21 protein-coding genes are annotated in these 24,717 nt (G+C 71.4%); 14 read left to right on the top strand and 7 right to left on the bottom strand.

Going from position 1 to position 24,717, the window contains the following annotated elements; translation table 11 throughout:
• Window positions 1-196: 196 nt before the first annotated feature.
• The 3 genes from FFT09_RS04445 to FFT09_RS04435 form a co-directional block, all read right to left on the bottom strand.
• Window positions 197-1,726: an arylsulfotransferase family protein gene (locus FFT09_RS04445; RefSeq protein WP_081190849.1), complete on the bottom strand. Its 1,530-nt coding sequence runs from the start codon at window positions 1,724-1,726 to the stop codon at window positions 197-199.
• Window positions 1,727-1,937: 211 nt separating this feature from the next.
• Window positions 1,938-2,174, bottom strand: a complete 237-nt coding sequence (locus FFT09_RS04440; RefSeq protein WP_024874474.1) for a hypothetical protein — start codon at window positions 2,172-2,174, stop codon at window positions 1,938-1,940.
• Window positions 2,175-2,359: 185 nt separating this feature from the next.
• Entirely contained in the window at window positions 2,360-3,622 is a 1,263-nt protein-coding gene (locus FFT09_RS04435) for an NAD(P)/FAD-dependent oxidoreductase (protein ID WP_138381891.1), read from the bottom strand.
• A gap of 137 nt (window positions 3,623-3,759) precedes the next feature.
• Here FFT09_RS04435 and FFT09_RS04430 point away from each other — a divergent pair, with 137 nt between their 5' ends.
• Entirely contained in the window at window positions 3,760-5,307 is a 1,548-nt protein-coding gene (locus FFT09_RS04430) for a PucR family transcriptional regulator (RefSeq protein ID WP_081190847.1), read from the top strand.
• A gap of 9 nt (window positions 5,308-5,316) precedes the next feature.
• Here FFT09_RS04430 and betT read toward each other — a convergent pair whose 3' ends face one another.
• Window positions 5,317-7,446: a choline BCCT transporter BetT gene (gene betT, locus FFT09_RS04425; RefSeq protein WP_081190846.1), complete on the bottom strand. Its 2,130-nt coding sequence runs from the start codon at window positions 7,444-7,446 to the stop codon at window positions 5,317-5,319.
• 167 nt (window positions 7,447-7,613) lie between these two features.
• Here betT and FFT09_RS04420 point away from each other — a divergent pair, with 167 nt between their 5' ends.
• Window positions 7,614-9,083 (top strand): aldehyde dehydrogenase family protein, encoded by a 1,470-nt coding sequence (locus FFT09_RS04420; protein WP_081190845.1) that lies wholly within the window; start codon window positions 7,614-7,616, stop codon window positions 9,081-9,083.
• A gap of 194 nt (window positions 9,084-9,277) precedes the next feature.
• Window positions 9,278-9,658 (top strand): PASTA domain-containing protein, encoded by a 381-nt coding sequence (locus FFT09_RS04415; RefSeq protein WP_081190844.1) that lies wholly within the window; start codon window positions 9,278-9,280, stop codon window positions 9,656-9,658.
• 13 nt (window positions 9,659-9,671) lie between these two features.
• On the opposite strand, the gene FFT09_RS04410 is transcribed toward FFT09_RS04415, so the two are convergent.
• Complete coding sequence (locus tag FFT09_RS04410) at window positions 9,672-10,007, bottom strand: cupin domain-containing protein (protein ID WP_081190843.1); 336 nt, start codon at window positions 10,005-10,007, stop codon at window positions 9,672-9,674.
• Window positions 10,008-10,157: 150 nt separating this feature from the next.
• On the opposite strand from FFT09_RS04410, the gene FFT09_RS04405 reads away from it, so the two are divergent.
• The 5 genes from FFT09_RS04405 (at window position 10,158) to FFT09_RS04385 (ending at window position 13,970) form a co-directional block, all read left to right on the top strand.
• A complete protein-coding gene (locus FFT09_RS04405; protein ID WP_024874467.1) occupies window positions 10,158-10,427 on the top strand; it encodes a DUF1876 domain-containing protein in 270 nt (89 codons plus the stop codon).
• Window positions 10,428-10,481: 54 nt separating this feature from the next.
• A complete protein-coding gene (locus FFT09_RS04400; RefSeq protein ID WP_138381890.1) occupies window positions 10,482-12,218 on the top strand; it encodes a GAF domain-containing protein in 1,737 nt (578 codons plus the stop codon).
• A gap of 89 nt (window positions 12,219-12,307) precedes the next feature.
• Window positions 12,308-12,619, top strand: a complete 312-nt coding sequence (locus FFT09_RS04395) for a hypothetical protein (RefSeq protein WP_081190841.1) — start codon at window positions 12,308-12,310, stop codon at window positions 12,617-12,619.
• Window positions 12,620-12,730: 111 nt separating this feature from the next.
• The gene (locus FFT09_RS04390; protein WP_081190840.1) at window positions 12,731-13,057 is read left to right on the top strand and encodes a lipopolysaccharide assembly protein LapA domain-containing protein; all 327 of its coding nucleotides are present in this window, start codon (window positions 12,731-12,733) and stop codon (window positions 13,055-13,057) included.
• Window positions 13,058-13,112: 55 nt separating this feature from the next.
• Entirely contained in the window at window positions 13,113-13,970 is an 858-nt protein-coding gene (locus FFT09_RS04385) for an MEDS domain-containing protein (protein WP_081190839.1), read from the top strand.
• 35 nt (window positions 13,971-14,005) lie between these two features.
• Here the strand turns inward: FFT09_RS04385 and FFT09_RS04380 are convergent, their stop codons facing one another.
• Window positions 14,006-14,461 (bottom strand): VOC family protein, encoded by a 456-nt coding sequence (locus FFT09_RS04380; protein ID WP_081190838.1) that lies wholly within the window; start codon window positions 14,459-14,461, stop codon window positions 14,006-14,008.
• A 179-nt stretch (window positions 14,462-14,640) separates the two neighbouring features.
• Here FFT09_RS04380 and FFT09_RS04375 point away from each other — a divergent pair, with 179 nt between their 5' ends.
• Complete coding sequence (locus FFT09_RS04375) at window positions 14,641-15,780, top strand: class I SAM-dependent methyltransferase (RefSeq protein ID WP_081190837.1); 1,140 nt, start codon at window positions 14,641-14,643, stop codon at window positions 15,778-15,780.
• Between the two features lie 17 nt (window positions 15,781-15,797).
• Here FFT09_RS04375 and FFT09_RS04370 read toward each other — a convergent pair whose 3' ends face one another.
• Window positions 15,798-16,370 (bottom strand): helix-turn-helix transcriptional regulator, encoded by a 573-nt coding sequence (locus FFT09_RS04370; RefSeq protein ID WP_024874460.1) that lies wholly within the window; start codon window positions 16,368-16,370, stop codon window positions 15,798-15,800.
• 98 nt (window positions 16,371-16,468) lie between these two features.
• Here FFT09_RS04370 and FFT09_RS04365 point away from each other — a divergent pair, with 98 nt between their 5' ends.
• The 5 genes from FFT09_RS04365 (at window position 16,469) to FFT09_RS04345 (ending at window position 24,590) form a co-directional block, all read left to right on the top strand.
• Window positions 16,469-16,966: a DUF1059 domain-containing protein gene (locus FFT09_RS04365; protein WP_081190836.1), complete on the top strand. Its 498-nt coding sequence runs from the start codon at window positions 16,469-16,471 to the stop codon at window positions 16,964-16,966.
• Between the two features lie 181 nt (window positions 16,967-17,147).
• On the top strand, window positions 17,148-20,588 hold the full coding sequence (locus FFT09_RS04360; RefSeq protein WP_138381889.1) for a glycosyl hydrolase family 95 catalytic domain-containing protein: 3,441 nt from the start codon (window positions 17,148-17,150) through the stop codon (window positions 20,586-20,588).
• A gap of 208 nt (window positions 20,589-20,796) precedes the next feature.
• Entirely contained in the window at window positions 20,797-21,831 is a 1,035-nt protein-coding gene (locus FFT09_RS04355) for a multicopper oxidase domain-containing protein (protein WP_081190834.1), read from the top strand.
• Window positions 21,832-22,077: 246 nt separating this feature from the next.
• Complete coding sequence (locus FFT09_RS04350) at window positions 22,078-22,980, top strand: DUF2382 domain-containing protein (protein WP_081190833.1); 903 nt, start codon at window positions 22,078-22,080, stop codon at window positions 22,978-22,980.
• Window positions 22,981-23,351: 371 nt separating this feature from the next.
• Window positions 23,352-24,590 (top strand): MFS transporter, encoded by a 1,239-nt coding sequence (locus FFT09_RS04345; protein ID WP_081190832.1) that lies wholly within the window; start codon window positions 23,352-23,354, stop codon window positions 24,588-24,590.
• Window positions 24,591-24,717 lie beyond the last annotated feature (127 nt).

Below are 24,717 nucleotides of genomic sequence, written 5' to 3'. Positions count from 1 at the left end.
GCCGTGCGCTGCTCCCCGCCGTGCGGGAGTGGCTACGCCTGGGGACCCGCCACGAGGCGGTGGTCCCGCGAGCGAAGAAAGGCCCAACCGGGTTCCCACTGGGAGACGATCCGGCTGGGCTTGCGTGGCTGAGTTTGCCAGAGCCCGGTCGCCGGTCGAGGCACGCCCTACCCTCCGCCGTCCGGCGCCGGGCTCGCTACTCCCGCACGGGGTCGGACTGGGCCAGTTCCTCGCCCTGCTCGTCCAGCGCGATCGCGGCGAAGTACGGCCCCTCGCTACCCGCCACCACGGCCGTCTCGAAACCGCTGCGGGGCGCGGTCGCCACGGTTTCCAGCGACGAGCGCGATTCGCCCGCGAGCACGCGCCACTGCGCGACCTCGGTGGAGCCGTTCCAGCTGACGTAGACGGTGCGGCCACCCGCCGTGTTGGAGCCCACGGCGATCGCGGGCTTCTCGGCCGGGGTGCCGACCCAGTCGAGCGTGCGGGCGCGGTAGGACTGGTCGGGTTCCGGGAACCGGCTGTCGAACACCAGCTCGGCGTCGGAGTCGAACTCGGAGGTGTAGGGCTGCGAACCCCAGCCCACGAGGGCGCCACCGTCCTCGCGCAGCTGCATGCTGCCCTGGTTGTCGGCACGCAGCCGGGCGGGGTGGACGAACTCGTTCTCCACGGCCACCGTGCGGCGCTCGTAGTCCACGCGCAGCACGAGCCCGCGGGAGTGCGGCCCCTGCGGTGGCGACGACGAGTTGTCGAACAGTGCCAGCCGGTCATTCGAGTGCAGGCGCGCGTCGTGCTGCCAGGAGAACCGGGCCAGATCCTCCAGCTCGAAGTCGGACTTGCGGCCGTGCATGCGCCAGTCCACCTCGCCGGTGGATCGCGAGATCCGGTAGAGCGCCCACGTGTTGCGCGCGGAGAGGACGAGCCCGCCGTCGCCGGTCGGTTCGATGGAGTTGAGGTGGATGTAGTCGAAGGGCTTCTCCTCGGTACCGGAGTCGCCGAGGTCCTGGTAGGTCTCGTCCACGGCGATGTGGTCAAGGCTGTTCCACTCGAACAGCACGTCGCCACTGGCGATATCGACCTCCTGCACGATCCCGGCGTGGACCCAGCCGTCGGCGGCGCCGCCGATCGAGGTGAGGTCGGTCCGCACCGGGTGGTAGGCCATCAGCAGGGCGGTGTCGTCCTCGGTGATCAGGAACTCGTGGAGGTCGGCCTGCTTGCCGCCACCCATCCTGACCTCGGCGATCTGCTGGTAGGAGCGGTCGTAGACGATCCCGGCTCCGTGGCCGTAGCCGCTGAGCACCTTGCCCTGCCACCAGGTGAGCACGGGCTCGCCCCGATAGGTCTGCACGGTGAAATCCATCGGGACCAGGTCGGGGCCCTCCCGGGGCAGGAACCAGATCGGCCTGCCGCGCCGGTCGATGACGGCGCAGCCCGGCTGGCTGGGGCTGCTGGCCTGGTACGCCTTGGGGGACAGGAACAGGTACTCCGGCTCCGCGGGCGGGGTGCCCGCCTCGGTGATCGTCAGTTTCGGTGGCCGGAGGTCGGGGCGGGACCGGAAGTGGTGGACGCCGTCGGGTTGGGCGGGCGGCTGGGGCTCCGCGGCGCTCGCGTCGTCGCCTCGCGGGAGGCGGTAGCCCACGTACCCGGAGGTCAGCGGTACCGCGATTCCCGCGCCGACCAGGGCGGTGCGGCGCAGAAACCGCCTGCGGGTGAGATCACCGTCAGCCACAGCAGTCCTTCCTCGACAGGATGTCCCTCGTTCGGGTGGGGTTGAGTCTCACATCGTCCCACCGGAACCGCGCAAGTGGTATGAGGATTCACTGCCGGAATTCACAGCTGCGTCACAGGTTGCCGCGCCGCTCCCGCGTGCCGTCACGTCGGGGCCGGAGACACACGAAGGCGCAGGCGGCGCGCTCGGGCCGCCTGCGCCTTCGCCTCACTCAGTCGCAGTCCACGGAGGCCACGTCGACGACCTTGTCGTGACGCACCCACACGGGTTCGGTGTCGTGGCCCGCGTCGTCGGGCCGGGTCGGGTACCACAGGACGGAGGTGTAGGGATCGGAGATGGGGTAGGCGACGACCTCCCCGTTGCTGAACAACTTCTCCATCCCGACCGGTGTTCCCGCGAGGTAGGTGATCCGGTCACCGACGACGATCTGCTCGGCACTCTTGTTCATGGCTGTCCCCTCCGGACACGCATCCGGACCCCAGGCTGTGCTGACGAAGCATCATCCTTGACGGCATGAACACTAGGGGTGCAAACAGCATGGTGAAAGTCGCATCACAAGGAAGAGTGACAACCGGTCGGGCGGAATCGTTGCCAACGCTGTAACACGGGCACGATACCGGCCACACCGGACGGTCAGCGCAACGGGTCGAGCGGGCGCAGCGCCTCGGGACGCTTGCCCGTGACGATCTGCTCCGCGAGCAGCTGTCCCGTGATCGGGCCCTGGGTCAGGCCCCACATGCCGTGTCCTCCCGCGACGTACACGCCGGGTGCGGCGGTGGCGCCGATCAGCGGCTTGCCGTCCGGAGTGACCGGCCTCGGGCCGACCCACTCGTCCCGGCGCTCGTCCCAACGTACGCCGTCGAGCAGGCCGCGGGCCGAGGCGACGATGGCCTCGATCCGCCGGTGGTCGAGTGCGGCGTCGGGCCCCTGGAACTCCATGGTGCCTGCCACCCGCAGCGCGTCCCGGTACGGCGTACACGCGACCCGCACGTCCGGCAGGTAGACGGGGCCGGGCACGGGACGATCGGTGGGCACCGTGAACGAGTAGCCGCGACCCGCGCGGACCGGAACCCGGACCCCGGCCCGCCGGGACAACCTGCTCAGCCACGATCCGTTCGCCAGCACGGCGGCGCTCGCCGAGACCAGCTCGCCCGAACGGGCCTCCAGTGTGACCGCGTGGTCGTGCGGGCGGACGTCGCGGACGTCGAAGCCCGTGCGGATCGTGCCGCCGCGCTCGCGTACGGAGTCGGCGAGCGCCCTGGTGAACGCGCCGGGGTCGACGAAGCGCTGGCCTTCCAGCCGCACCCCCGCGCCGATGCGCGGCGACGCCTGTGGCGCCAGGTCCCGCACCTCGTCTCCGGAGAGGCCACGGTAGGTGATCTCGCCGCCCTCGGCGGTGATGCGCCGCAGTTCCCGCAGCAGCCCGGTGGCCTGTCTCCGCGACGTGAACAGGGCCGTGATCGGGGCGCTGACCGTCGGCGCGCTCACCCCGCCCGCGGCGAGCACGTCGAACGCGGCGAGGCACTCGGCGTTGAGCGGCAGGTTCGCCCTGGCGGCCCGCTGCCACGCGCCCCATGTGCAGTGGGCCGCGAACCGGGTGAGAAACCGCCACAGGCCGACGTCCAGGGTGGCGGGCACGTGCAGGGGCGCGTCCCGGTCGAGCAGCGTGCGCAGCCCGTAGCGCAGCACGCTCGGCTCGTTGAGCGGGATGGCCAGCCCGGGAGAGAGCCAGCCCGCGTTGCCCCACGAGGCACCGGCCGCGACGTCGTCCCGGTCGACGACGGTGACCTCCACCCCGTGGTCCTGGAGGAACCAGGCCGTCGACAGGCCCACGATGCCGGCCCCGACCACCACCGCCGTGCGGGGACCACCGTCGATCCGCGTGTGTTCGTCCATGACCGCCTGCCTCCTCGTGGGCTCGTGCGCCGTTGCGCTCCCAGCGTGACCGACCGGCGCCGGGGCCAGGTTGTCGGAAGCGGACAATCTCGCCGCCGCACTTTGTGTGTGGCGGCCAGCGAGGGAGACTCGCGGGCATGGTGACACTCGATCGGCTCATCAACGTCCTGAGCGGGTACGGTGTGCGCCCGCTGGCCTCGGTGCCGTCGAGGGAGGCTGCCCTGCACAGCGTCGTCGTACACGACCCGGCGGCACCGGAGTCGGCCACGGGTGACGCCGTGCTGGCGGTGGGTGAGCGTGACCTGGTGCGGGCGGTGGAGCTGGCCGTCGCGGCCCAGGCGGTCGCGGTCCTGGTGCATGAGCCCGACGGGCGCTCCACCGCGGAGGGCGAGCCCGGCCGCGCCGCCGAGCTGGCGGCCCGGCACCGCGTGGCCGTGCTCGTGGTGGAGGCCGCCGTGTCGTGGAGCCAGGTCTGCGGTGTGGTCTATGGCCTGGTGCTGGAAGGCGGCGAGACCGAGTCGGGGCGCGGGCCGAGCGACCTTTTCGCGCTGGCCGACGCGATCGCCGCCACCGTGGGCGGGCAGGTCACCGTGGAGGATCGGTTGTCGCGGGTCGTCGCCTATTCGTCGTGGCAGCAGGACGCCGACCCGGCGCGCCTCGACACCATTCTCGGACGGCGGGTGTCGGCGGCGGTGCGGGAGTTGTTCGAGCGGCGCGGGGTGTTCCGCCATCTCGCCGTCAGCGCCGAGCCGCTGTTCGTGGCTCCGTCGCCGGAGCACGGGCTGCGGGGGCGCATGGTGGCGGGTGTGCGCGCGGGCAGGGAACTGCTCGGCTCCGTCTGGGTGACCTGCGACGAGCCGCTGACGGGCCGGGCCCTGCGCCAGCTCAGGGACGGGGCCGAGGCGGTCGCCCTGCACCTGCTGCGGTCCCGGGTCAGCGCCGATCTGGAACGCCAGGTCGAGTCGGAACTCGTCCTGCAACTGCTGGAGGGCACGCCCGACGCGGCGTCGGTGTGCGGCAAGCTCGGACTGCCGCCCGGACCGTGTCGCGTCGTGGCGGTGCAGGCCCACGCCGACGACGAGCGGCACGCCGCCGTGTTGCTGGCCTACGACAGGGCCACGACGGGTTTCGGGTGGTCGCGGCCGGGGCGCAGCACGCTGTTCGGCAACACCGTCTACACGCTGCTGCCGGGTGGCGACGACCCGGAGGCGGCTCGCGCGTGGGTGGCCGAACTCGTCCGTGACCTGCCCGACCAGGTCACGGTGGCGGCCGGGATCGGCGGGCTGTGCGAGCTGAGCGAGATCCCGGCGGGCCGCCACGAGGCCGACGAGTGTCTCGCGTTGCACGTCACCCGCCCCGGCGGCGAGCCCGTGGACCACGACGAGTCCTGGCACGAGATCCTGCTGCAACGACTGCGCACGGCCGCCGAGGCCGGCCGGTACCCGACGCGCGGGCCGGTCGTAGAGCTGGCCCGGCACGACGCCGCCCGCCACACCCGCTACGTGCCGACGTTGCGGGCGTGGCTGGAGGCGCAGGGCGATCTCGGCGCGGCGGCGGCGGCCCTCGACGTCCATCCCAACACCGTGCGGTACCGCCTGCGCAAGATGGGCGACGTGGTCCGGCTGAACCTGGGTGATCCGGCCACCCGGCTGGCGCTCGTGATCGCGTTGGCGGTGAGTGCCTGAACCGCTCGGTCACCGCTCCTGGCGCGGGGTGGGTTCCTCCGGTGGGTGGGCAGCGTGGTCGGGCAGCACCTCGCCCGCCTCGGTCTCGCGGTGCAGGCGCAGGAATTCGAGGTGCCGTTCGTACTGGTCGAGGACGTCGCCGATCAGCTGGTCGCGCGTGTAGCCCATGACGTCGTAGCCCTGGCCGCCCTCGGGAAGGTGGACCTCCATGCGGTAGTAGGTGTCGTGCTCGGCCACCGAGCGCATCGCGAAGGCAGGGGTCCGCCGCCGCACCGGCCGCAACCGGTAGCCGAAGTGCTGCTCGGCGCCCATCGGCACACGCAGGGCGAGGTGCGGCAGCCCGGTGTCCGGGTCGGGCTCCTCGGAGACCGTCGCGGGGACACCGCGAGCGCGCAGCTCCTCGGCCACCTCGTGCAGCGCCGGACGGCAGACCTCGTCGGTGAACCGGGTCGCGGCGCGGGTGCCGGGGTAGCTGAGCGCGCGCCCGAGCCGGTGGCGCCAGGTTCCCGGCGCCTGCCCCGGTGAGGTGGTGGTACGGACCGACAGCGACGACGGCAGGGTGGTCCGCAGCGCCTCCTCCCGGAACCGTTCCACCCGAAGCGCCTTGTGCAGGCCCCAGATGATCAGAAACATCACGAACGAGAACGGCAGGCCCATGATGATCGTCGCGCTGGTGAGGGCGTCCACTCCGCCGACGATGAGCATCGCCATCGTCAGCAGGCCCGTGGCCAGGGCCCAGAACACGCGGACCCACGGCTTGGCGTCGGTGATGGGTGTCGGCAGCCGGGAGCTGAGGTTGGCCATGACCAGGGCGCCCGAGTCCGCCGAGGTCACGTAGAGCAACAACCCGACGAACGTGGCGAGCCCCGCGCTGAACGTGACCCCGGGGTACTGGGCGAGCAGGCCGTAGAAGCCCTGCTCGGGGGCGTTCATGGCGGTCTCGCCGAACGCCGTGTTGCCCTGCCGGACCACGCTGATCGCGCTGTTGCCCAGTACTGACAGGAACGTGAGGGTGAACAGGAACGGCACGATCAGCGTGGCCGCCACGAACTGGCGAATGGTGCGCCCACGGGAGATGCGTGCCAGGAACAGGCCCACGAACGGCGCCCACGCGATCCACCACGCCCAGAAGAACAGCGTCCAGTCGTTGAGCCACTCGACCGGTTGTTCGTAGGCGAAGGTGTTCAGCGTCATCGACGGGAACCGGCTGACGTAGTCGCCGATGTTGAGGATGAGCGCGTTGAACAGTCGCGCGGGGCTTCCCAGCACCAGGACGTAGAGCATCAGCGCCGCGGCGAGGATGACGTTGAGCTGGGACAGCCTGCGGATTCCCTTGTCCACACCCGACACCGCCGACACCGTGGCCATGACGACGGCGAGGGCGACCAGGGCGAGCTGGGCGCCCACGTTCTCCGGGACACCGAACAGGAAGCGCAGGCCGTAGTTGAGCTGGACGACCCCGATGCCCAGCGACACCGAGATGCCGAAGATGGTGCCGATGATCGCCGCGAGGTCCACGGTGTCGCCGACGCGGCCGTGGATGCGCCTGCCGATGATCGGGTACAGCGCGGAGCGGATCGCCAGCGGCAGCCGGTAGCGGAACGCGAAGTAGCCGAGCACCATGCCCATGAGCGCGTACATCGCCCATCCGGTGATGCCGTAGTGGAAGAGGGTCCATACGACCGCCTGGCGCGCGGCCTCCACGGTCTGTCCCGGCCCCTCCGGTGGGGCGAGGTAGTGGCTCACCGGGCCCGCCACGGAGAAGAACATGAGATCGATGCCGATGCCGGCGGCGAACAGCATCGCCGCCCAGGAGAACACGCCGTAGTCGGGTGTGGAGTGTTGCGGCCCGAGCTTCACCCTGCCGTAGCGCGACAGTGCCACGAAGACCACGAAGACGAGGTACAGGGTGGCCGCCAGGAAGTAGTACCAGCCGAAGCTCGACGAGATCCACGCGACCGCGGTGCCGATGGCGTCCGCCGCGCCGGTCGGCGTGACGATGGCCCAGACCGACAGCGCGACGATCAGCGTGGCCGAGCCGACGAACACCAGCCGCTTCAGCTCGCGCCGGCCCTGCCGATCACCGTCCGATGTGTCCGGTACCCGAGAACCGTCCGTGCCGTGGTTCGTGCGCGCCACGCCGCTCCTCCGATCACTCCCGCGCCTCGCTCGCACTGTGGGTGCGCCGAAGGGCCCTTATGGTGTGCCAGGAGGGGTTGCAGCACACGCCCTCCACGGTAGCGAGACCAGTGCCGTCGTGCTGGCCGCGCCCGACACGGTCTGCGCACCCCGGAAGGTGAACCGCCATGCCGACACTGTTCCTCGACGGCCGCTGGACGTCCGCGTCGGCGGGCGGCACCAGGGAGGTCGTGAATCCCTACGACCGGTCGCTGGTCCGCACGGTCGACGAGGGGGAGGAGACCGACGCGCATTCGGCGGTGCGGGCCGCGCGCAGGGCGTTCGACCACGGGCAGTGGCGCGGCTGGACCGCTCGCCGCCGCGCGCGGTTGCTGCGCAGAGTGGCTGAGTTGCTGCAGCGCGACCGCGCGGAGATCGCACGGCTGGAGACGCTGGACACCGGCAAGACCCTCGTGGAGGGCGGCATCGACGTCGACGACGTGACGGGCGTGTTCGAGTACTACGCCGCGCAGGCGGAGTCGGACCCCGGCCGGCTGGTGGACGCGGGAAACCCGGCCGTGCGCAGCCGGGTCCTGTACGAGCCGGTGGGAGTGTGCGCGCTGATCGCGCCGTGGAACTACCCGCTGTTGCAGATGTCGTGGAAGGTGGCACCCGCTCTGGCGGCGGGCAACACGATGGTGCTCAAGCCCAGTGAGCTGACTCCGCTGACGACCGTGAAGCTGGTCGAACTGGTGGCGGAGGCGGGGGCGCCACCCGGGGTGGTGAACCTGGTGCTCGGCTCTGGCACGACGGTGGGGGCGGCCCTCGTCGACAGTCCGGAGGTCGATCTCGTGTCGTTCACGGGCGGTCTCGACACCGGCCGCGCGATCATGAGTGCCGCGGCGCGGACGGTCAAGAAGGTGGCGCTGGAACTCGGCGGCAAGAACCCCAACATCGTGTTCGCGGACGCCGACTTCGAGGCCGCCGTCGACTACGCGCTGCTCGCGGTGTTCTTCCACGCGGGCCAGGTGTGCTCGGCGGGGACCCGGCTGGTGGTCGAGGAGTCGGTACACGAACGGTTCGTGGCCGAGCTGGTGGCCCGCGCGGAGCGCATCCGGCTCGGTAACGGGCTCGATCCCGACACCGAGAGCGGACCGCTGGTGTCGGCGGAGCACCGCGAGAAGGTGGAGTCCTACGTCGACATCGGGGTGGCCGAGGGCGCGCGGCTGCTGACGGGCGGGCGCCGTCCCGACGACCCCGCGCTGGCGCAGGGATTCTTCTACCTGCCCACGGTGTTCGACGGCTGCCGCAGCGACATGCGGGTGGTCCAGGAGGAGACGTTCGGGCCGATCCTGTCGGTGGAGCGGTTCCCGGACGCCGAGTCGGCCGTGCGGATCGGCAACGACACCACCTACGGGCTCGCGGCCGGGGTCTGGACCGGGGACGCCCGCAAGGCCGAGTACGTGGCCAGGGGGTTGCGGCACGGCACCGTGTGGATCAACGACTTCGGCCCGTATCTTCCGCAGGCGGAGTGGGGTGGTTTCAAACGCTCCGGTGTGGGCCGCGAGCTGGGGCGGGCCGGTCTGGCCGAGTACCAGGAGGCCAAACACATCTACGAAAACACCGCCGTCGAGCCGCAGCGGTGGTTCGCGCGCTGACCGAGTTCTCCGGGGTGGGAATCCGGGCGAAAGGTGTGCCACGATAGGGAAGTGGAACGGCCGGAGGCGTCCGGCCCGACGACGCTTCCGGCAGGCCCCGGTCACGGGGCCGCCCTGGTGGACGTGCCCCCGAGCTACCCACCCTGTTCTCGACCGGTGGGAGTTCTCATCCCCTCCTTCCCGGAGGTCATGTCATGCGCGCAACCCACCGCACCCTGTCCTGCCTGATCACCGGCGTCACCCTCGCCACCGCCGTGACGGCGTGCCTGCCCGCGCACCTGGCCGCGGGAACGGACCGGGCCGGCTCGACCGAGTCGCGCGGGCCCGTACCGATGCCCCCGCTGCGCGATGTCGGCCTCGATCCCGCACGCACCGTCCTGCGGGAACTGGACATCGACGAGATCACCACCGTGCCGGTCGACGGTCATCTTTTCGTGCTCAACCGCCGCAACTGGGTGGTGGTGCGGCAGGCACCGCGCCCGGGCGAGGCGGTGGCGGCCGACCGGGAGGTGACGCTGTACGTGCGCAAGACGGCCGAAGCCGAGGCCCGGTTCTGCTTCGACGGCGACTGCTGACGCCCGGGGTGTCTCAGTGCAGTGCCACGGTCAGCAGCATGGTCGCGTCCGTGAGCGCGTGGACCGAGTGCCGTTCCGGCGGCAGCGCCACGATGTCGCCCTCCGTCAGCTCCCACTGGCGGCTCGGCGTGCGCAGCAGCACCTCACCACCGAGCACGTGGACGGTGCCCGCGGCCGGTGAGTCGTGTTCGGCCAGCTCGGCCTCGGCCAGCATCGCGATGAGCGTGGCCCGCAGCGAGTTGCCCGACACGAGGGTGCGGGCGGTGCGGCGGGCGCGGTGGGCGGCGGCCTCGTCCAGCAGCTCGGCGGCGAGGGCGTCGACGGCTGTCACGGTGGGGTGCTCGCTCACGTGTCCTCCTCGCGGCCGGTTCGTGCTGCCATCGTGCTGCCCTCGCCGGTGGCGCGCCACTCGCGCCACCGGCCGGATGCGGTGGTTCGGGACGAAAGCCCCTCCACGACGGCGCCTGCCCGGCACACGATCGGGGCGGAGGCGGAGGACATGGAACACACGACGACGTGGACGATGAACATCGTCATCGACGAGCACGACGGGCAGACCCGGGCGGAGGCCCTGCTCCGTCACGGCGACGGCACCACCCGCACCGGTACCGGGCTGGCGCGGCGCAACCCCCGGGACACGGACGTGCCGGAGATCGGCGACGAACTCGCGGTCGCGAGGGCGCTGGCCGACCTGTCACACCAGCTGCTGGAGTCGACGGCCACCGACATCGAGGCCGTGACGCACCGGCCCGCCCACCTGGCGCGGTGACGGTCCGGGCCCGCACGCCCGGTTGGCGGCGTCGTACCCGGGTACACGCCGCCTATGTCCAGCAGTGCGGACGCGGGAGGCAAGCAGCGCGACGCGAACGAGTCCCGGCCGCTCATCCGGGAGCTCGCGGGGCTGAAACTGGACGAGTTACTGTCCGGTGTGCAGACCCGGCTCGCCGAGATCTCCCGGACCGGCGACCGGTTGCAGTCGCTGCTCGGTGCGGTGCTCGCGGTGAGCGGCGAGCTGGAACTGGACGTCGCGCTGCGCCGGATCGTGCGCGCCGCACTGGATCTGGTGCACGCACGCGCCTGCACGCTCACCGTGTTCGACCCCGACGGTGGCCGCCCGGACACCGTCACGGAGGTCGTCGACGCCGACGGCAATGAACTCGGCGAACTCGGCCAGCTCGGCGCCCCTGGCCACGTCCCCGGCCAGGCCCGGGAGCCCGGCGAGGTGACCGTGCCCGCCGCGCGCGACCCCGAGTCGCGTACGGCGCTGGCGGTGCCCGTCCGGGTCAGGGACGAGGTGTTCGGCACGCTCTACGTCCACAGCAGGCGCACGGGCGGGGAGTTCCGCGCCGACGACGAGATCGTGTTGCGGTCGCTGGCCGCCGCAGCCGGGGTGGCGATCGACAACGCGCGGCTGTTCGAGCAGTCCCGGGTGCGGGAGCGCTGGCTGGGGGCCGTCGCCACCGTGAACTCGGAGCTGCTGACCGGTGCCTCACCGGGTCAGTCGCTGCGCCGCATCGCCGAGGTCGCGCGGGAACTGTCCGGAGCCGACGCCGCGGTGGTCCTGCTCGACGAGGGCGACGGCGTGCTGGGCGTGGGGGCGGTGTCCGGTCCCGTCCGGGACCTGGAGGCGGGAGCGATGCTCGCCGCGGGACCGGTCCTCACCGACGTGCTGCGTACGGTCGAACCGACCCTGCTGGACGACCTCGGCGACGCGGCGACCGCGCTGCCGGCCTCGCTGACCCGCCGGTTCGGTCCCACCGTCGTGAGCCCGCTGCGCAGCGCCGAGGGTGTGCAGGGACTGCTGGTGGCCGTGCGGGGCAAGGACGCCGCGCCGTTCACGCGGCACGACCTTTCGCTGGCGTCCTCGTTCGCCGCCCAGGCCACGCTCGCGCTCCAGTTCGCCGACAAGCAGGACAGCGATCGCACGATCACGTTGCTCGCCGACCGCGACCGCATCGCCCAGGACCTGCACGACCGCGTCATCCAGCGGTTGTTCGCCACCGGTATGGGCCTGCACGGCGTGCTGCGGCAGGTGCATGACCCCTACGCCGCCGAGCGCATCGGGGACGCGGTGAGGCGGCTCGACCAGACCGTGCGCGAGATCCGCACCTCGATCTTCAATCTGCACTCGACTGGTGGCGCGGGCACCGGACTGCGGCGCAGGCTGCTCGACATCGTGTCCACGCTGCCCGAGGGAGCACCGGTGCCGTCCGTGCGGATCGGCGGCGCGGTCGACACGCTCGTCCCGGAACAGGTGGGGCACGACGTGGAGAGGGTGGTGCGGGAGGCGGTCGGCAGGCTGGCGCGGGAGGCGCGCGAGTTCGGCTCGGCGCCGGACATCGTGCTCGACGTGGATGTCGGGACCGTGCTCGCCGTGGATCTCACGGTGGAGCGAACGGAGGGCTCGAAGGCCACGGCCGCTCTCCCGAGCGCCTGGGCCGACGAGCTGAGCGACCTCGCCACCGCCGCCCTCGGCGAGGTCGCCGTGGACAAGCGCGACGACCTCGTGCGTGCCGTCTGGACGGTGCCGCTGCCCGACCCGGAGGGCTCCGCGTCCTGAGTTCGCGGCACGGGCGCCAGGACCTTCGACTCTGCACCGCTGTGCCCCGTGGGGAGGATCCTGTCGTACAACCGTCGGGGGAGGATGTCATGGCGACAACGGATGCCGAGGATCTCGCACAGCGTGTGGCACAGCAGCTCGCGGCGGTGGTGATCGCCGCGTTGCGCCCGGACACGCCGCCCACGGGTGTCGCGCCCACGCCCACGGTGGTCGGGGCCGCGGTGGACCGCCTCGGTGGGGAACTCGTGATGTTGCTGCGCGATCTCGAACCCCGCCCCGCCCGACCCGATGACACCATGCCGGGAGTCCGGCGCACGGACAGTGCGGTGGCCAGGGCGGCGAACCTGGCCGCGCACATCATGCTGTCGGGCAACCCGGACGGCAGCGACGATCCCGCCTGAGTGTCTCCGGGGCCGTGCGATGGCCCGTCGCGTGTGGACGGACAGGACGCCGGCCGGGTCGGTGAGGTTGATCGTCTGGCGGCACGGGCGCGGGGCGGCGACGATGGAGGCATGAGCACTCCGGCCGAGGGCGCAGCGCCCGGCGCGAACGGCGGGCCGACCCGCTCTCCGAAGGTGAACCGCACCCGGATCAGCGGCCTGTGGGTGGGCGTGTCCGTGGCCGCCGTCCTGCTGGCGCTGCTGCTCGTCTTCATCCTGCAGAACACCGATCCTGTCACTGTCCACTTTCTCGGGACCAGGGCGTCGCTGCCGCTGGGGGTCTCGATGCTGCTGTCCGCCGTAGCCGGCGCTCTCGTCGTCGCCGCGCTCGGGGCGGCCCGCATCGTCCAGCTCCGGCGGACGGTCCGCAGAACCGGCGGCCGTCGAGATACTCGGTGAATGAGGGACTTTAGGACCCAGTTTCCCTGCCCGGGAGCTGCCTAGGGTGAGTCCCATGCGCAGGACAAGCACGCTCACCGTGCCGGTGGGGCACGGCTGGCACGACCACGCATGCTGGTTCCACAGCGGAAACCAGCACTGGCGGGAGGTGCTGGTCCCGTACCTCGGTGAGGGTGTCGCCCGCGACGAGCGGCTGCTCTACCTCTCGGACAAGAGCGAGGACGAACTCGCCGAGGATCTCGCCCTGCTGCCCGGACGCGACGAGCTGGTGCGGTCGGGGCGGCTGACGCTGCTGCCGATGGCGCCGGTCCGCGGTGTCGTCGGTGGTTCCGCCGTCGCCACCCAGCTCGCCAGGGTCCGCCAGGCCGCCGAGGACGCGGTGTCGGCCGGATACCGGTGCCTGCGGCTGGCGGCCGACTCGGCACACCCCGTCCAGGGACGGGATGACGCGATCCGGTTCGTGCATTCGGAGCTGTTGATCGACGAACTCGTGTCCCGCGCACCGGTGTTGCTGCTGTGCGGCTACGACGGGCGGTTCGTGGACCGCAGGGCGGCCGCCGCGCTGGCTTTCGTTCACCCGATCCGGCAACGGGCCGCGTTCGGGATCGAGTCGGGCCTCTACGCCGACATGGAAGATCCCCACTGCTGGCGCCTCCAGGGCGAGCTGGACCTCGCCTCCCGCGAGGTGTTCGAGATCGCGCTCGACGCGGTCCCGATCCACGGGGATCTCCACCTCAAGCTGGGCGATCTGACGTTCATCGACGTCGGTGGAGTACACGCGCTGGCCTCGCTCGCCGAGCGGATCGCGCCCCGCAGGCTGATCCTGGACGATCCGCCCACGACGCTGTCGCGGATCGTGGAGCTCTCGCGGGCCGACTTTCCCGCCATGCGCCGCGTTCCCGCCGTCTGCTGAACTCGCGTTGCCGATCCGTTGTCGAGCACTGTCCCTCACTCTCGCGCCACCGCGTCCCGGATGACCTGGATGTCGATCCGGCGCATGGGCAGCAGGGCCCGCTGGGCTCGTTCGGCTCGTTCCGGGTCGGAATCGGTCAGCAGGGCGGGAAGTTCGGCGGGCACGATCTGCCAGGTCAACCCGTAGGCGTCGGTGAGCCAACCACACTGCAACTCGGTGCCGCCGTCACTCAGGGCAGCCCACAAGCGATCCACCTCCGCCTGGTCGGCGCACGGTACGTAGATCGACGCCGCCGGGGTCAGGTGGTACGAGGGTCCGCCGTTGAGCGCCATGTACCGCTGGCCGTCCAGCTCGAACAGGACGACGAGGGCGACACCGTCGGGTCTGCGCGAGGTCTCCAGCACCCGGAGTCCGGAGAACACCGTGGCGTAGTACCGGACCGCCGTCTCGGCGTCGTCGGCGAACCAGAGACAGGTGGCGAGACGGTCCATCGCAGCTCCTCGGTGTCCGGGGCGACGGGGGCTCACGGCCGCCGCGCGCCCGGTTGTCGTCCGGACACGGCCTACCCGCGACGGCTCCGGTCAATCGCGAGTCCGCCGTGCGTGCTTGTGCGTATGGACGCCGCCCGGCGCGAGGCGTGCGCTGGAGGCAGGACGGAAGGAGACCCACCATGACCACCACCAATCCGGCGTCCGGCACTGCTGGGACCGCGCAGGCCCCCGCCGTCGACCCGGAACGCCTGGAGCAACTGTTACACCACGTGGTGGCCGACGTCGGCGCCGCGATGACCGTTCCCCTGGCGCTGCTCGGCGACCGGCTCGGGCTGTTCGAGGCGCTCGCCCGTGGCGGGCCCATGACCGCACGGCAGCTGGCCGAGGACACCGGGCTCGTCGAGCGTTACGTGCGCGAGTGGCTGCTCGCCATGGCGACCACGGACTACGTGACCTACGACGGCAGCGCGGACGGCGGGACCGGCGGCACGACCGACAATGCCCACGCCCGCTACCGCATGACGCCGGAGCAGGCCGAGGCGTTCACGAACCCGGACAGCCCCGCCTATCTGGCTGGCGCGTTCCAGAACCTCACGGCGGCGACCCGCATCCTCGACCGGCTCACCGAGGCGTTCCGCACCGGCGAGGGCGTGGGCTGGCACGAGCATCACGACGACCTGTTCCTCGGCACCGAAAGGTTCTTCCGGCCCAGCTACCTCGCCAACATCACGAGCACGTGGCTGCCGGCGCTGCCCGGGATGGTGGACCGGTTGACGGCGGGCGCCAGGGTGGCCGACGTGGGCTGCGGGCTCGGCGCGTCCACGATCATCATGGCGGACGCGTACCCGAACAGCACGTTCGTCGGCATCGACTACCACGCCCCCTCGATCGTGCTCGCGCAGCATCGCGCGGCGGAGGCGGGCGTGGCGGACCGGATCACGTTCCGTACCGCGGGGGCGGCCGACCTCGACGGTGACTACGACCTCATCACGTTCTTCGACTGCCTGCACGACATGCCCGATCCCGTGGGGGCCCTGCGCGCGGCGCGTTCGGCTCTGGCCGAGGGCGGTTCGGTGATGCTCGTGGAGCCGATGAGCTGGGACAGCGTGGAGGAGGCGCTGAACCCGCTCGGCCGGTTGCTGGCCGGAGCGTCGATGTTCGTGTGCCTGCCGAGCGGGCTGTCCGCCGAACCCGCCTACGGGCTGGGCAACCAGGCCGGGCCGAGCCGCACCTGTGAGCTGGGGCGGGAGGCCGGGTTCACCGTGGCGCGGGAGGCGGTCGCCACCGACTTCAACCGCGTGTACGAACTCAAGGGCTGACGGTGCGGGCGCGGCGGTCAGCCCAGGACCCGCGCGACCGCCGCGGCTCTGCCGTCGACACGCAGCTTGCGATAGACGTGTTCGAGATGTTTGGCGACGGTGCGGGGGCTCAGAGCGAGTTCGTGGGCGATGGCGGCGTTGGTCCTGCCGAGCGCGACGAGCCGGACGATCTCGCGTTCGCGCAGGGTCAGCCCGGTGTCACCCGGGACGGGCGGGTGGCCGTCGTGGAGCCTCCGCAGGGTGGTGGCGATCGGTTCGCCCAGCAGCTCGCACAGCCCGCGTTCCACGTCGGTGAACGGGCGCTGCTGCCGGAGGAACTCGATCGTGGCGCGGAATCCGGCGAACGGGAGCACCGTGACCGTGACGTGGTGCGCGAACCCGTTCACCGGTGGTGGCCGGACCGTCCGGAACTCGACGTGGTGGTTCTTCCCCGTGTGCAGATCGACGTCGTGGTAGACCACCGCATCGCCCGCCACCAGCGCGCACAGGGAGGGCAGGCAGGCACCGGGGAAGGATTCCGGGTCCGCGATCTCGGCGACGGCGTCCACAGCGGACACGACCTGTCGCACCGTCTCCAACGGGAGGTACATGGGTGGTTCATCTCGTGGTGGGCGCGTGTGTCTCGACCGTGCGCCCGAGGGTGCGGAAAGTCAAGAAGCGCCGACACAGGCGGAAACGGAGGCTGACGATGACGAGGAAGTACGTGGACTGCCGGGAGACACCCAGCGTCTCCGGCTGCACGCTCACCATGAGTGGTGAGGAGGACGAGCTGGTGCGGGCGGCCGTGCGGCACATGTCGGACGTGCACGGGCACCCGGAGAGCGACGAGTTGCGTGAGGCCGTGCGGCGGGACCTGCACGACGAGCCCGTGGCCGACACGAAGCGGGGCGCGTTCGTGCAACTGATCGAGTTCCACACCGACCGCATCGAGGAGATCGAGCGGCTCGCGCAGGAGTGGGCGGAGGCCATCGGGGCCGAGCGGACCGCTCGCTGGGCCGTGGTCGGGGCCGATCGCGACCGGCCGGGCACCTACGTCGAGATCGTGGAGTTCCCGAGCCGCGAGGCGGCGATGGCCAACTCCGCTCACCCGGTCACGGCGCGGTTCGCGGAGAACGTGGGCAAGCTGAGCACCGAGGAGCCGCGCTTCGTGAATCTGGAGGTGCGCCACACGACCGACTTCAGCTGAACCGCGTTCCCGCGAGGGTGGTCATCGGGTCTTTGCTCGGATGACGGGAGGAACAGTCGAGGCGGATGCGATCTTGACGGTTGAGACATCCGATCTATAGCCTCCGCTGTGACCCGCACCATACGAGCAACCCCGCATCGCGTTCGTCGCGGCGCGGGGTGACCCGAACGCGAGGGACGTGATGATCGGACGATCAGGACGGGTACGGCGTGCCAGACCACCTCTTCGCAGAACCACCGCGGCCACGGCGGCACTGGCCGTCGTCGCCGGTGTCGTCGCGGCGATGCCCGCCGTGGGCACGGCCCAGCCCGCCGACGAGACCGGCACGGCGACGTCGCCGGACGGCGGGGACGGCAGGGACGGCCTGACCCTGTGGTACGACGAACCGGCCTCCGACTGGGAGTCGGAGATCCTGCCGGTCGGCAACGGCGCGCTGGGTGCCGGTGTGTTCGGCGGCGTGGAGACCGAACGGCTCCAGTTCAACGAGAAGACGCTGTGGACGGGTGGTCCCGGCTCGGCCGACGGCTACGACTTCGGCAACTGGGATGCCCCCCGGCCGGGTGCGCTGGAGGAGGTCCAGCAGCGCATCGACGAGCAGCGGCGCGCTGACCCCGAGTGGGTGGCGGACAAGCTCGGGGAACCGAAGCAGGGCTACGGCGCCTACCAGACCTTCGGCGAGGTGGCGCTGAGCGCGGCCGAACCGCCCGGCGACGTGTCCGGCTACCGGCGGCATCTCGACATCGCCGACGCGACCGCCGGGGTGACGTACGTGGCCGACGGGGTGCGGCACACGCGCGAGTACTTCGCCTCCGCGCCCGGTGAGGTGATCGCCGGACGGCTGACCGCCGACGAACCCGGTGCCGTCGACCTCACCGTGGGTGTCACCGCGCCGGACAACCGCTCGAAGTCCGCGACCGCCGAGGACGGGCGCATCACCTTCGCCGGGGCGCTGGACGACAACGGGCTGCGCTACGAGGCCCAGATCCAGGTGCTGGCCGACGGCGGTGCGGTGACCGACAACGCCGACGGGTCGGTCACCGTCACCGGCGCCGACGCGCTGACCCTCGTCCTGGCCGCGGGTACCGACTACGCCGACACCTACCCGGATTACCGGGGCGAGGACCCGCACGCGGCCGTGACCGAGCGGGTGGACGCGGCCGTGGCCGCGGGCTACGGCGCGCTGCGCTCGGCACACGTGGCCGACCACCGGGAGCTGTTCGACCGCGTGGGGCTCGATCTCGGCCAGCGGATGCCGGGACAGCCGACCGACGAGTTGCTCGCGGGCTACCGCGACGGGGACCTGCCCGCCGACCATCGCCGGGCCCTGGAGGTGCTGTACTTCCAGTACGGCCGGTACCTGCTCATCGCGTCGTCGCGGCCCGGCTCGCTGCCGGCGAACCTGCAGGGTGTGTGGAACGACTCGACCTCACCGCCGTGGAGCGCGGACTACCACGTGAACATCAACCTCCAGATGAACTACTGGCCCGCCGAGGTCACGAACCTGTCGGAGACGACGGAGCCGCTGTTCGACTACGTGGACTCGCTCGTGCCGCCCGGCGAGGTGACGGCGCGGGAGATGTTCGGCAACCGGGGCTGGGTGGTCCACAACGAGACCACCCCGTACGGCTACACCGGAGTCCACGACTGGGCCACGGCGTTCTGGTTCCCCGAGGCGGGCGCGTGGCTCGCCCAGAGCTACTACGAGCACTACCGGTTCACCCGCGACGAGCAGTTCCTGCGCGAGCGTGCCTACCCGATGCTCAAGTCGCTGTCGCGGTTCTGGATCGACGAGCTGGTGACCGACCCCCGGGACGGTGCACTGGTGGTGAATCCGAGTTACTCGCCGGAGCAGGGCGACTTCTCGGCCGGGGCGTCGATGTCGCAGCAGATCGTGCAGGACCTGCTGTCCAACACCGCCGAGGCCGCCGAGCGGGTGGGCGACGACGACGGCGGCTTCCGGGCGGAGCTGGCGGACACGCTCGACCGGCTCGACCCGGGCCTGCGGATCGGCTCGTGGGGCCAGTTGCAGGAGTGGAAGGAGGACTGGGACGACCCGGCCAACGAGCACCGGCACGTCTCGCACCTGTTCTCGCTGCACCCGGGCGACCAGATCGACCCGTACGCGAACCCGGAGTACGTGGCGGCGGCCGAGACGTCGCTGCGGGCGCGGGGTGACGGGGGCACGGGCTGGAGCAAGGCGTGGAAGATCAATTTCTGGGCCCGGCTGCTCGACGGTGACCACGCGCATCGGATGCTGTCCGAACTGCTGAAGCAGAGCACGCTGCCCAATCTCTGGGACACCCACCCGCCGTTCCAGATCGACGGCAACTTCGGTGCCACCGCCGGGATGGCGGAGATGCTGGTGCAGAGCCATCGCGGGGTCGTGGACGTCCTGCCCGCGCTGCCTGGCGACTGGGGCACCGGGTCGGTGACCGGCCTGCGCGCCCGGGGTGACGTCACCGTGGACGTCGACTGGGCCGACGGGACGCCGACCCGGATCGCGCTCCAGGCGGGTCGCTCGGGACCGCTGACGGTGCGCAGCACCCTGGCCGAGGGGCGTTTCCGGGTGGTGGACGAGGCCACGGGACGTCCCGTCGAGGTCCGTTCGGAGGGCGGCGAGCTCACTCTCGACGCGCGGGAGGGGCACACCTACGTCGTCACCACTCTCGCCGAGGTGGCCGTCGCCGCGCCGGACCGGGTGGACGACGGGACGCCGTTCGAGGTCGAGGCCGTGGTGTCGGCCGGTGAGCGCACCGTGCCCGCGGCCACCCTGGGGCTCGACGTGCCCGAGGGCTGGTCGGTGACACCCGAGCGGCACCGGCTGCGGCCGGTGCACCGGGAGCAGAGCCGGGCCGTCACGTTCGAGGTCGTGCCCTCGGCCGGTGCGGAACAGGACCGGCATCGCCTGCGCGCGGTGCTGCGCGGGGACGGATGGCAGGCCGTGGGCAGCACGACCGTCCACATCGACCCGTTGCCGCCATGTACGCCACCGGAGCACGGCGACACGCTCGTCGCCTGGGACCCCGAGGAGGGCGAGACCGTGGCCGACGCCTCGGGCCGGGGACGGGACGCTCGGGTCGCCGGCGCGGGCGGCTACACCGGGGACGGCCCCACGGGCAGCGCGCTGGCGCTGGACGGCGGGACGTACCTGGCCTCCGAGCCGACGACCCTCGGCTTCCTGGAGGAGGCGACGTTCGCGGCGGAGGTCGAGGTGAGCTCCTCGGGGACCTACCGCCGCCTGTTCGACTCGCAGCCCAGCGGCGATCCGGGCACGGACGGCGTCCTCATCGATCTCACGCCGTCGAACCAGGTCCGGTTCATCGGGGCCGGGCGCAACGTCACCACCGATGCGGTGGTGCCCGAGGCCCGCTTCGTCGACCTGGTGGTCACGATGAGTGACAACGGTCAGGTGACCGTGTACGTCGACGGGGAACGCGCGGGTTCGGCACGAGTGCCGGACGGGGGCATCGACGGTTGCGCCACGCGCGAGTTGCGTTTCGCGGCCGACCAGGGCGGCGGGCAGCGGCTGACGGGTGCGGTCGATCGGATGGCCGTGCTCGCCGAGGCGCTGCCCGCGTCGGCGGTCGGGGACTGGCAGGAGCGCGCTTTCGGCCGGGTGTGAAACGGTGGTGAGGCGGGGGGCCGCGGGTCGGGCAGACTCGCGGCCCCGTCGCGTCGTTGACCCGGACGCGGGTGCGCCCTCCGCCGAACGGTCTAACACTTCTGCTTTGCAGCATCAGAAGTTGGACTTTCCTGACCTTAGATATTTACGCGCGAGTCTTAAGTGCTTAACGTCTCCGCAGCAACCGTTCTCGCTGGAGGCGTAGACCATGACTGGCAGGCATACTCGGTCCACCTCGCCCGGGCAACTCTCCCGGCGCTCGATGCTCGCCGGCGCCGCCGCCGGCGTGGTCGCTCCCGTCGCGGCCTCGGCACTGGGCAGTGCCCCCGCTGCCGCGGCGGCCAAGCCCGGCAAGGGCAAGACGGACGGCGGGGAGTACCGGCGCATCAAGATCTACGCCGAGGAACTGCCCAGCGGGCTCTTCGGTTACGGGCTGGAACCGGGCAAGGCCACCGTCCCGGGTCCGGTGCTGGAGATGTGGGAGGGCGACACCCTCGAGATCGAACTGGTCAACAACACCGACCGGCGGCTGTCGATCCACCCGCACGGTGTCGACTACAGCACCGACTCCGACGGCAGTCCCTTCAACGACTCGTTCAACGAGCCCGGCGAGACCCGCTTCTACGAGTGGCGCACGAAGAAGCCCTCGGAGGGGCCCGACGGGTTCTGGATTCCCGGCAGCGCCGGGTACTGGCACTACCACGACCACGCTCTCGGCGGTGAGCACGGCACCGAGGGCATCGCGAAGGGGCTCTACGGCGCGCTGGTCGTGCGCCGCCAGGGCGACATCGTGCCCGACCGCCAGTTCACGGTCGTGTTCAACGACATGACCATCAACAACAAGATGGCCCCCGACGTGCCCATCCTGGAGGCCAACCACGGCGAGCGCGTGGAGTGGATCGCCATCGGGCACGGGAACAACTTCCACACCTTCCACCTGCACGCCCACCGCTGGGCGGAGAACCGGACCGGTTACCTGCACGGCCCGGACGACCCGAGCCGGGTCATCGACACCAGGGACCTCAACCCGGGTGACGCCTTCGGCTTCCAGGTCCTCGCGGGTCAGGGCGTCGGCCCCGGGGCCTGGATGTACCACTGCCACGTGCAGTTCCACTCCGACGACGGCATGGCGGGCGTCTTCCTGGTCCGCAACGAGGACGGCAGCATGCCCGAGGGCGCGCAGGAGGCGATCGACCGCTATCACGGTCACGGCGGCGGTGGGCACGCCGCCACCGGCGGCTGACGCGCCGCCGCGTGCTGGTGCCGCGAAGGCCACCCTTACTGCGTTAGGTGCGGCGAAGGCCACCTTGACTGCGTCAGACGCAGCGAAGGTGGCCTTCGCCGCACTCGCATGAGGTGACCACGCTCGGGTGTCGCCCACCCTTGTGGGTGATTGGCCCGGTGCGCGAGTTTCGCCCTCGGTGTCCCGTGAAGCCTGGAGGGTCAGGGGGTCACGGGACACAGGTCACCAATGCGAGAGGAGGCGGCGATGGCCACCCCACTGCGCCCCGAGGAGCTGGTCGACAACGCGGTGGTCGACGCCAACGGCCGCAAGATCGGCAAGGTCGGCACCGTGTACCTGTCCGACGAGTCGAGGCAGCCCGAATGGGTCACCGTACGCACCGGCCTCTTCGGCATGAAGGAGAGCTTCGTGCCGTTGCAGGGTGCGCACATGGAGGCCGACGGCGTCCACGTCTCGGTGTCCAAGGACCAGGTCTCGGACGCGCCGCGCACCGACACCGACACCGACCTCACCGGGACCGAGAGTGCCGAGTTGTACCGGCACTACGACCTGCCGGCCCCTCGCGCGGCGATGCCGGAGGAGCACGGCGGCACGGCACGCGACACCGGCATGCGCGAGGGCGTCGAGCCGCGTGGCGAGCCCGAGCCCAGGCCGGGGATGGCCGGCGCGGCAGGAGCGGGCACCGCCGGCGCGGCAGGGACAGCGGGCACCGCCGGTGCGACCGGGACAGCGGGGACCCCCGGGACCACCGGACCGGCCGAAGGCGAACCGATGGTGCGCTCTGAGGAACACCTGCACGCGCGCACCGAGGATGTGGAGACCGGCCGGGTGCGGCTACGCAAGTACGTGGTCACCGAGGAGGAGCAGGTCACGGTGCCCGTCTCCCACGAGGAGGTCCGCCTCGAACGGGAGCCGGTGGGCGAGGCCGAGCGGGGCGAAGGCGGCCGGATCGGCGAAGAGGAGCAGGAGGTGACCCTGCACCGCGAGCGGGCGAAGGTCACCAAGGAGACCGAACCCGTGGAGAAGGTCCGGCTCGGTAAGGAGCGGGTCACCGAGCAGGAGACCGTGTCGGGCGAGGTTCGCAAGGAGCGCTTCGACGTGGAGCAGGACACGACGGAGACAGGCGAGGGGCGCCGACGGGAGACCTGAGAGCGCCGGCACCGGACGAGCAGGGCACGGTCGCGATTCGCGGCCGTGCCCTTTTCGCTGTCGGCGGCCTTCCGTGCGCGACTGCCCACGGAAAGTACTAACGCGACTGTCCGTAGTAGATCGTTCTGAAAGATCCGGAGAGCACCGGTTCAAACCTGATTGTTGTCACCGCCACACCGTCGCGGCGAGGACGGGGCCGAGAGCCGGTGGGTAGCGTGAGAGCGCCCGGGGCCGCCGGGTGTCGCGTGGCGACGCTCGGTGGCTCTTCCACGACACCGGCGACGTCGTGTTCCCCGCCGCCCCGACGCGGGTACGGGCCGTGCTCCGTCTCGCGGAAGGACTGAACGATCTTGCGGCGAACTCTGCCGCCGATGCTGCGCGCGTTCTCCAACCGGAACTACCGGCTGTGGGCCGCCGCGGATCTGGTGTCGGTCACCGGTACGTGGATGCAGGTGCTCGGGCTGAACTGGGTCGTCATGGAACGCACCGGTTCGGCCACCTCGGTGGGACTCTCCGTGGCGTTGTCCACGCTGCCGGCCATGGTGTGCGGGCCCTGGGCCGGTGCGCTGGCCGACCGGATGTCCCCGCGCCGGATCATCGTCGTCGCGGAGTCACTGCACGTGCTCATCGCGTTACTGCTGGCCCTCACCGTGTGGGCCGGGCTGCCGCTACCCGTCCTGTTCGGACTCACGGCCTCGGCGGGGCTGGTCGGCACGGTCGAGGGGCCCGCGCTGGGCCGGTTCGCGAGCCAGGTGGTGCCGCGCTCCGATCTGGGCAACGCGTTGGCGTGGAACTCGGTGGTGAACTCCGTGGGCAGGGTGCTCGGCATGAGCCTCGCCGGTGTGCTCGCGGCGCTGCTGGGCGAGGCGCTGCTGTTCTGCCTCAACGCGGTGAGCTTCACGGCCGTGATCGTCACGGTCCTGGTGATGCGGCCCGCCCAGTTCCACCCGCTGGCCGTGAGCACGCCCGAGTTCGCCGGTGTGCGGGCCGGACTGCGCTACCTGCGCACCCAGCACGTGCTGCTGGTGCTGTTCGCGCTCGGGTTCGTGCTGTCCTCGCTCGGCCGCAACTACCAGGTCACGATGGCCGCGATGGCCGAGGGACCGCTGGGCGCGGGACCGGCGGGCTACGGCACGTTGTCCGCCGTGTTCGCCGTGGGCACGGTACTCGGCGGACTGGCCGCGGCGCGGATCTCGGCGTACACGATGCCCGTGTTGCTGGCCACGGCGGCGGCGACGAGCGTCCTGCAGGCCGTCAGCGGCCTTGTGCCCGGCATGGTCGGGTTCGCGCTGATGCTCCTGCCCATCGCGGCGGGTGCCGTGGTGATCGACACCGTCAAGAGCACCCGCCTGCAACTGGACGCCGCCGAGAGCATGCGGGGCCGCGTGCTGGCGGTGCAGGGGACGGTGGCCGGGGGTGCGGGTGCGCTCGGGGCGCCCGCCCTCGGCTGGCTGTCCGAACACCTGGGGCCGCAGGAGGCGCTGCTGCTCGCCGGTGCGGTCACGCTGCTGGTCACCGGTGTGGCGGCGCTCGTGCTGCGGGAACTCGCCCGGAGGAGCGCGACGGCGCCGCAGGCCCCGGCCGCCGAGCCCGCGCTCACCCCCGCGTGAGCCCCCCGGCCCCCGTCACCGCGATCGCGGACGCCGGGTCCTGACGGCCGTACGCTCACCTCCGGTCGCGCCGGTTTTGGTGGAACCCTACAAACTCCCGTGACGGGACGTGGTGAGTCCGATCATT

The sequence above is a fragment of the Saccharomonospora piscinae genome, from assembly GCF_005862235.1.
GTDB classification, from domain to species: Bacteria; Actinomycetota; Actinomycetes; order Mycobacteriales; family Pseudonocardiaceae; genus Saccharomonospora; species Saccharomonospora piscinae.
Note: the sequence above shows the minus strand (reverse complement) of the source record. Positions and strands in the feature narration are given on the sequence as shown.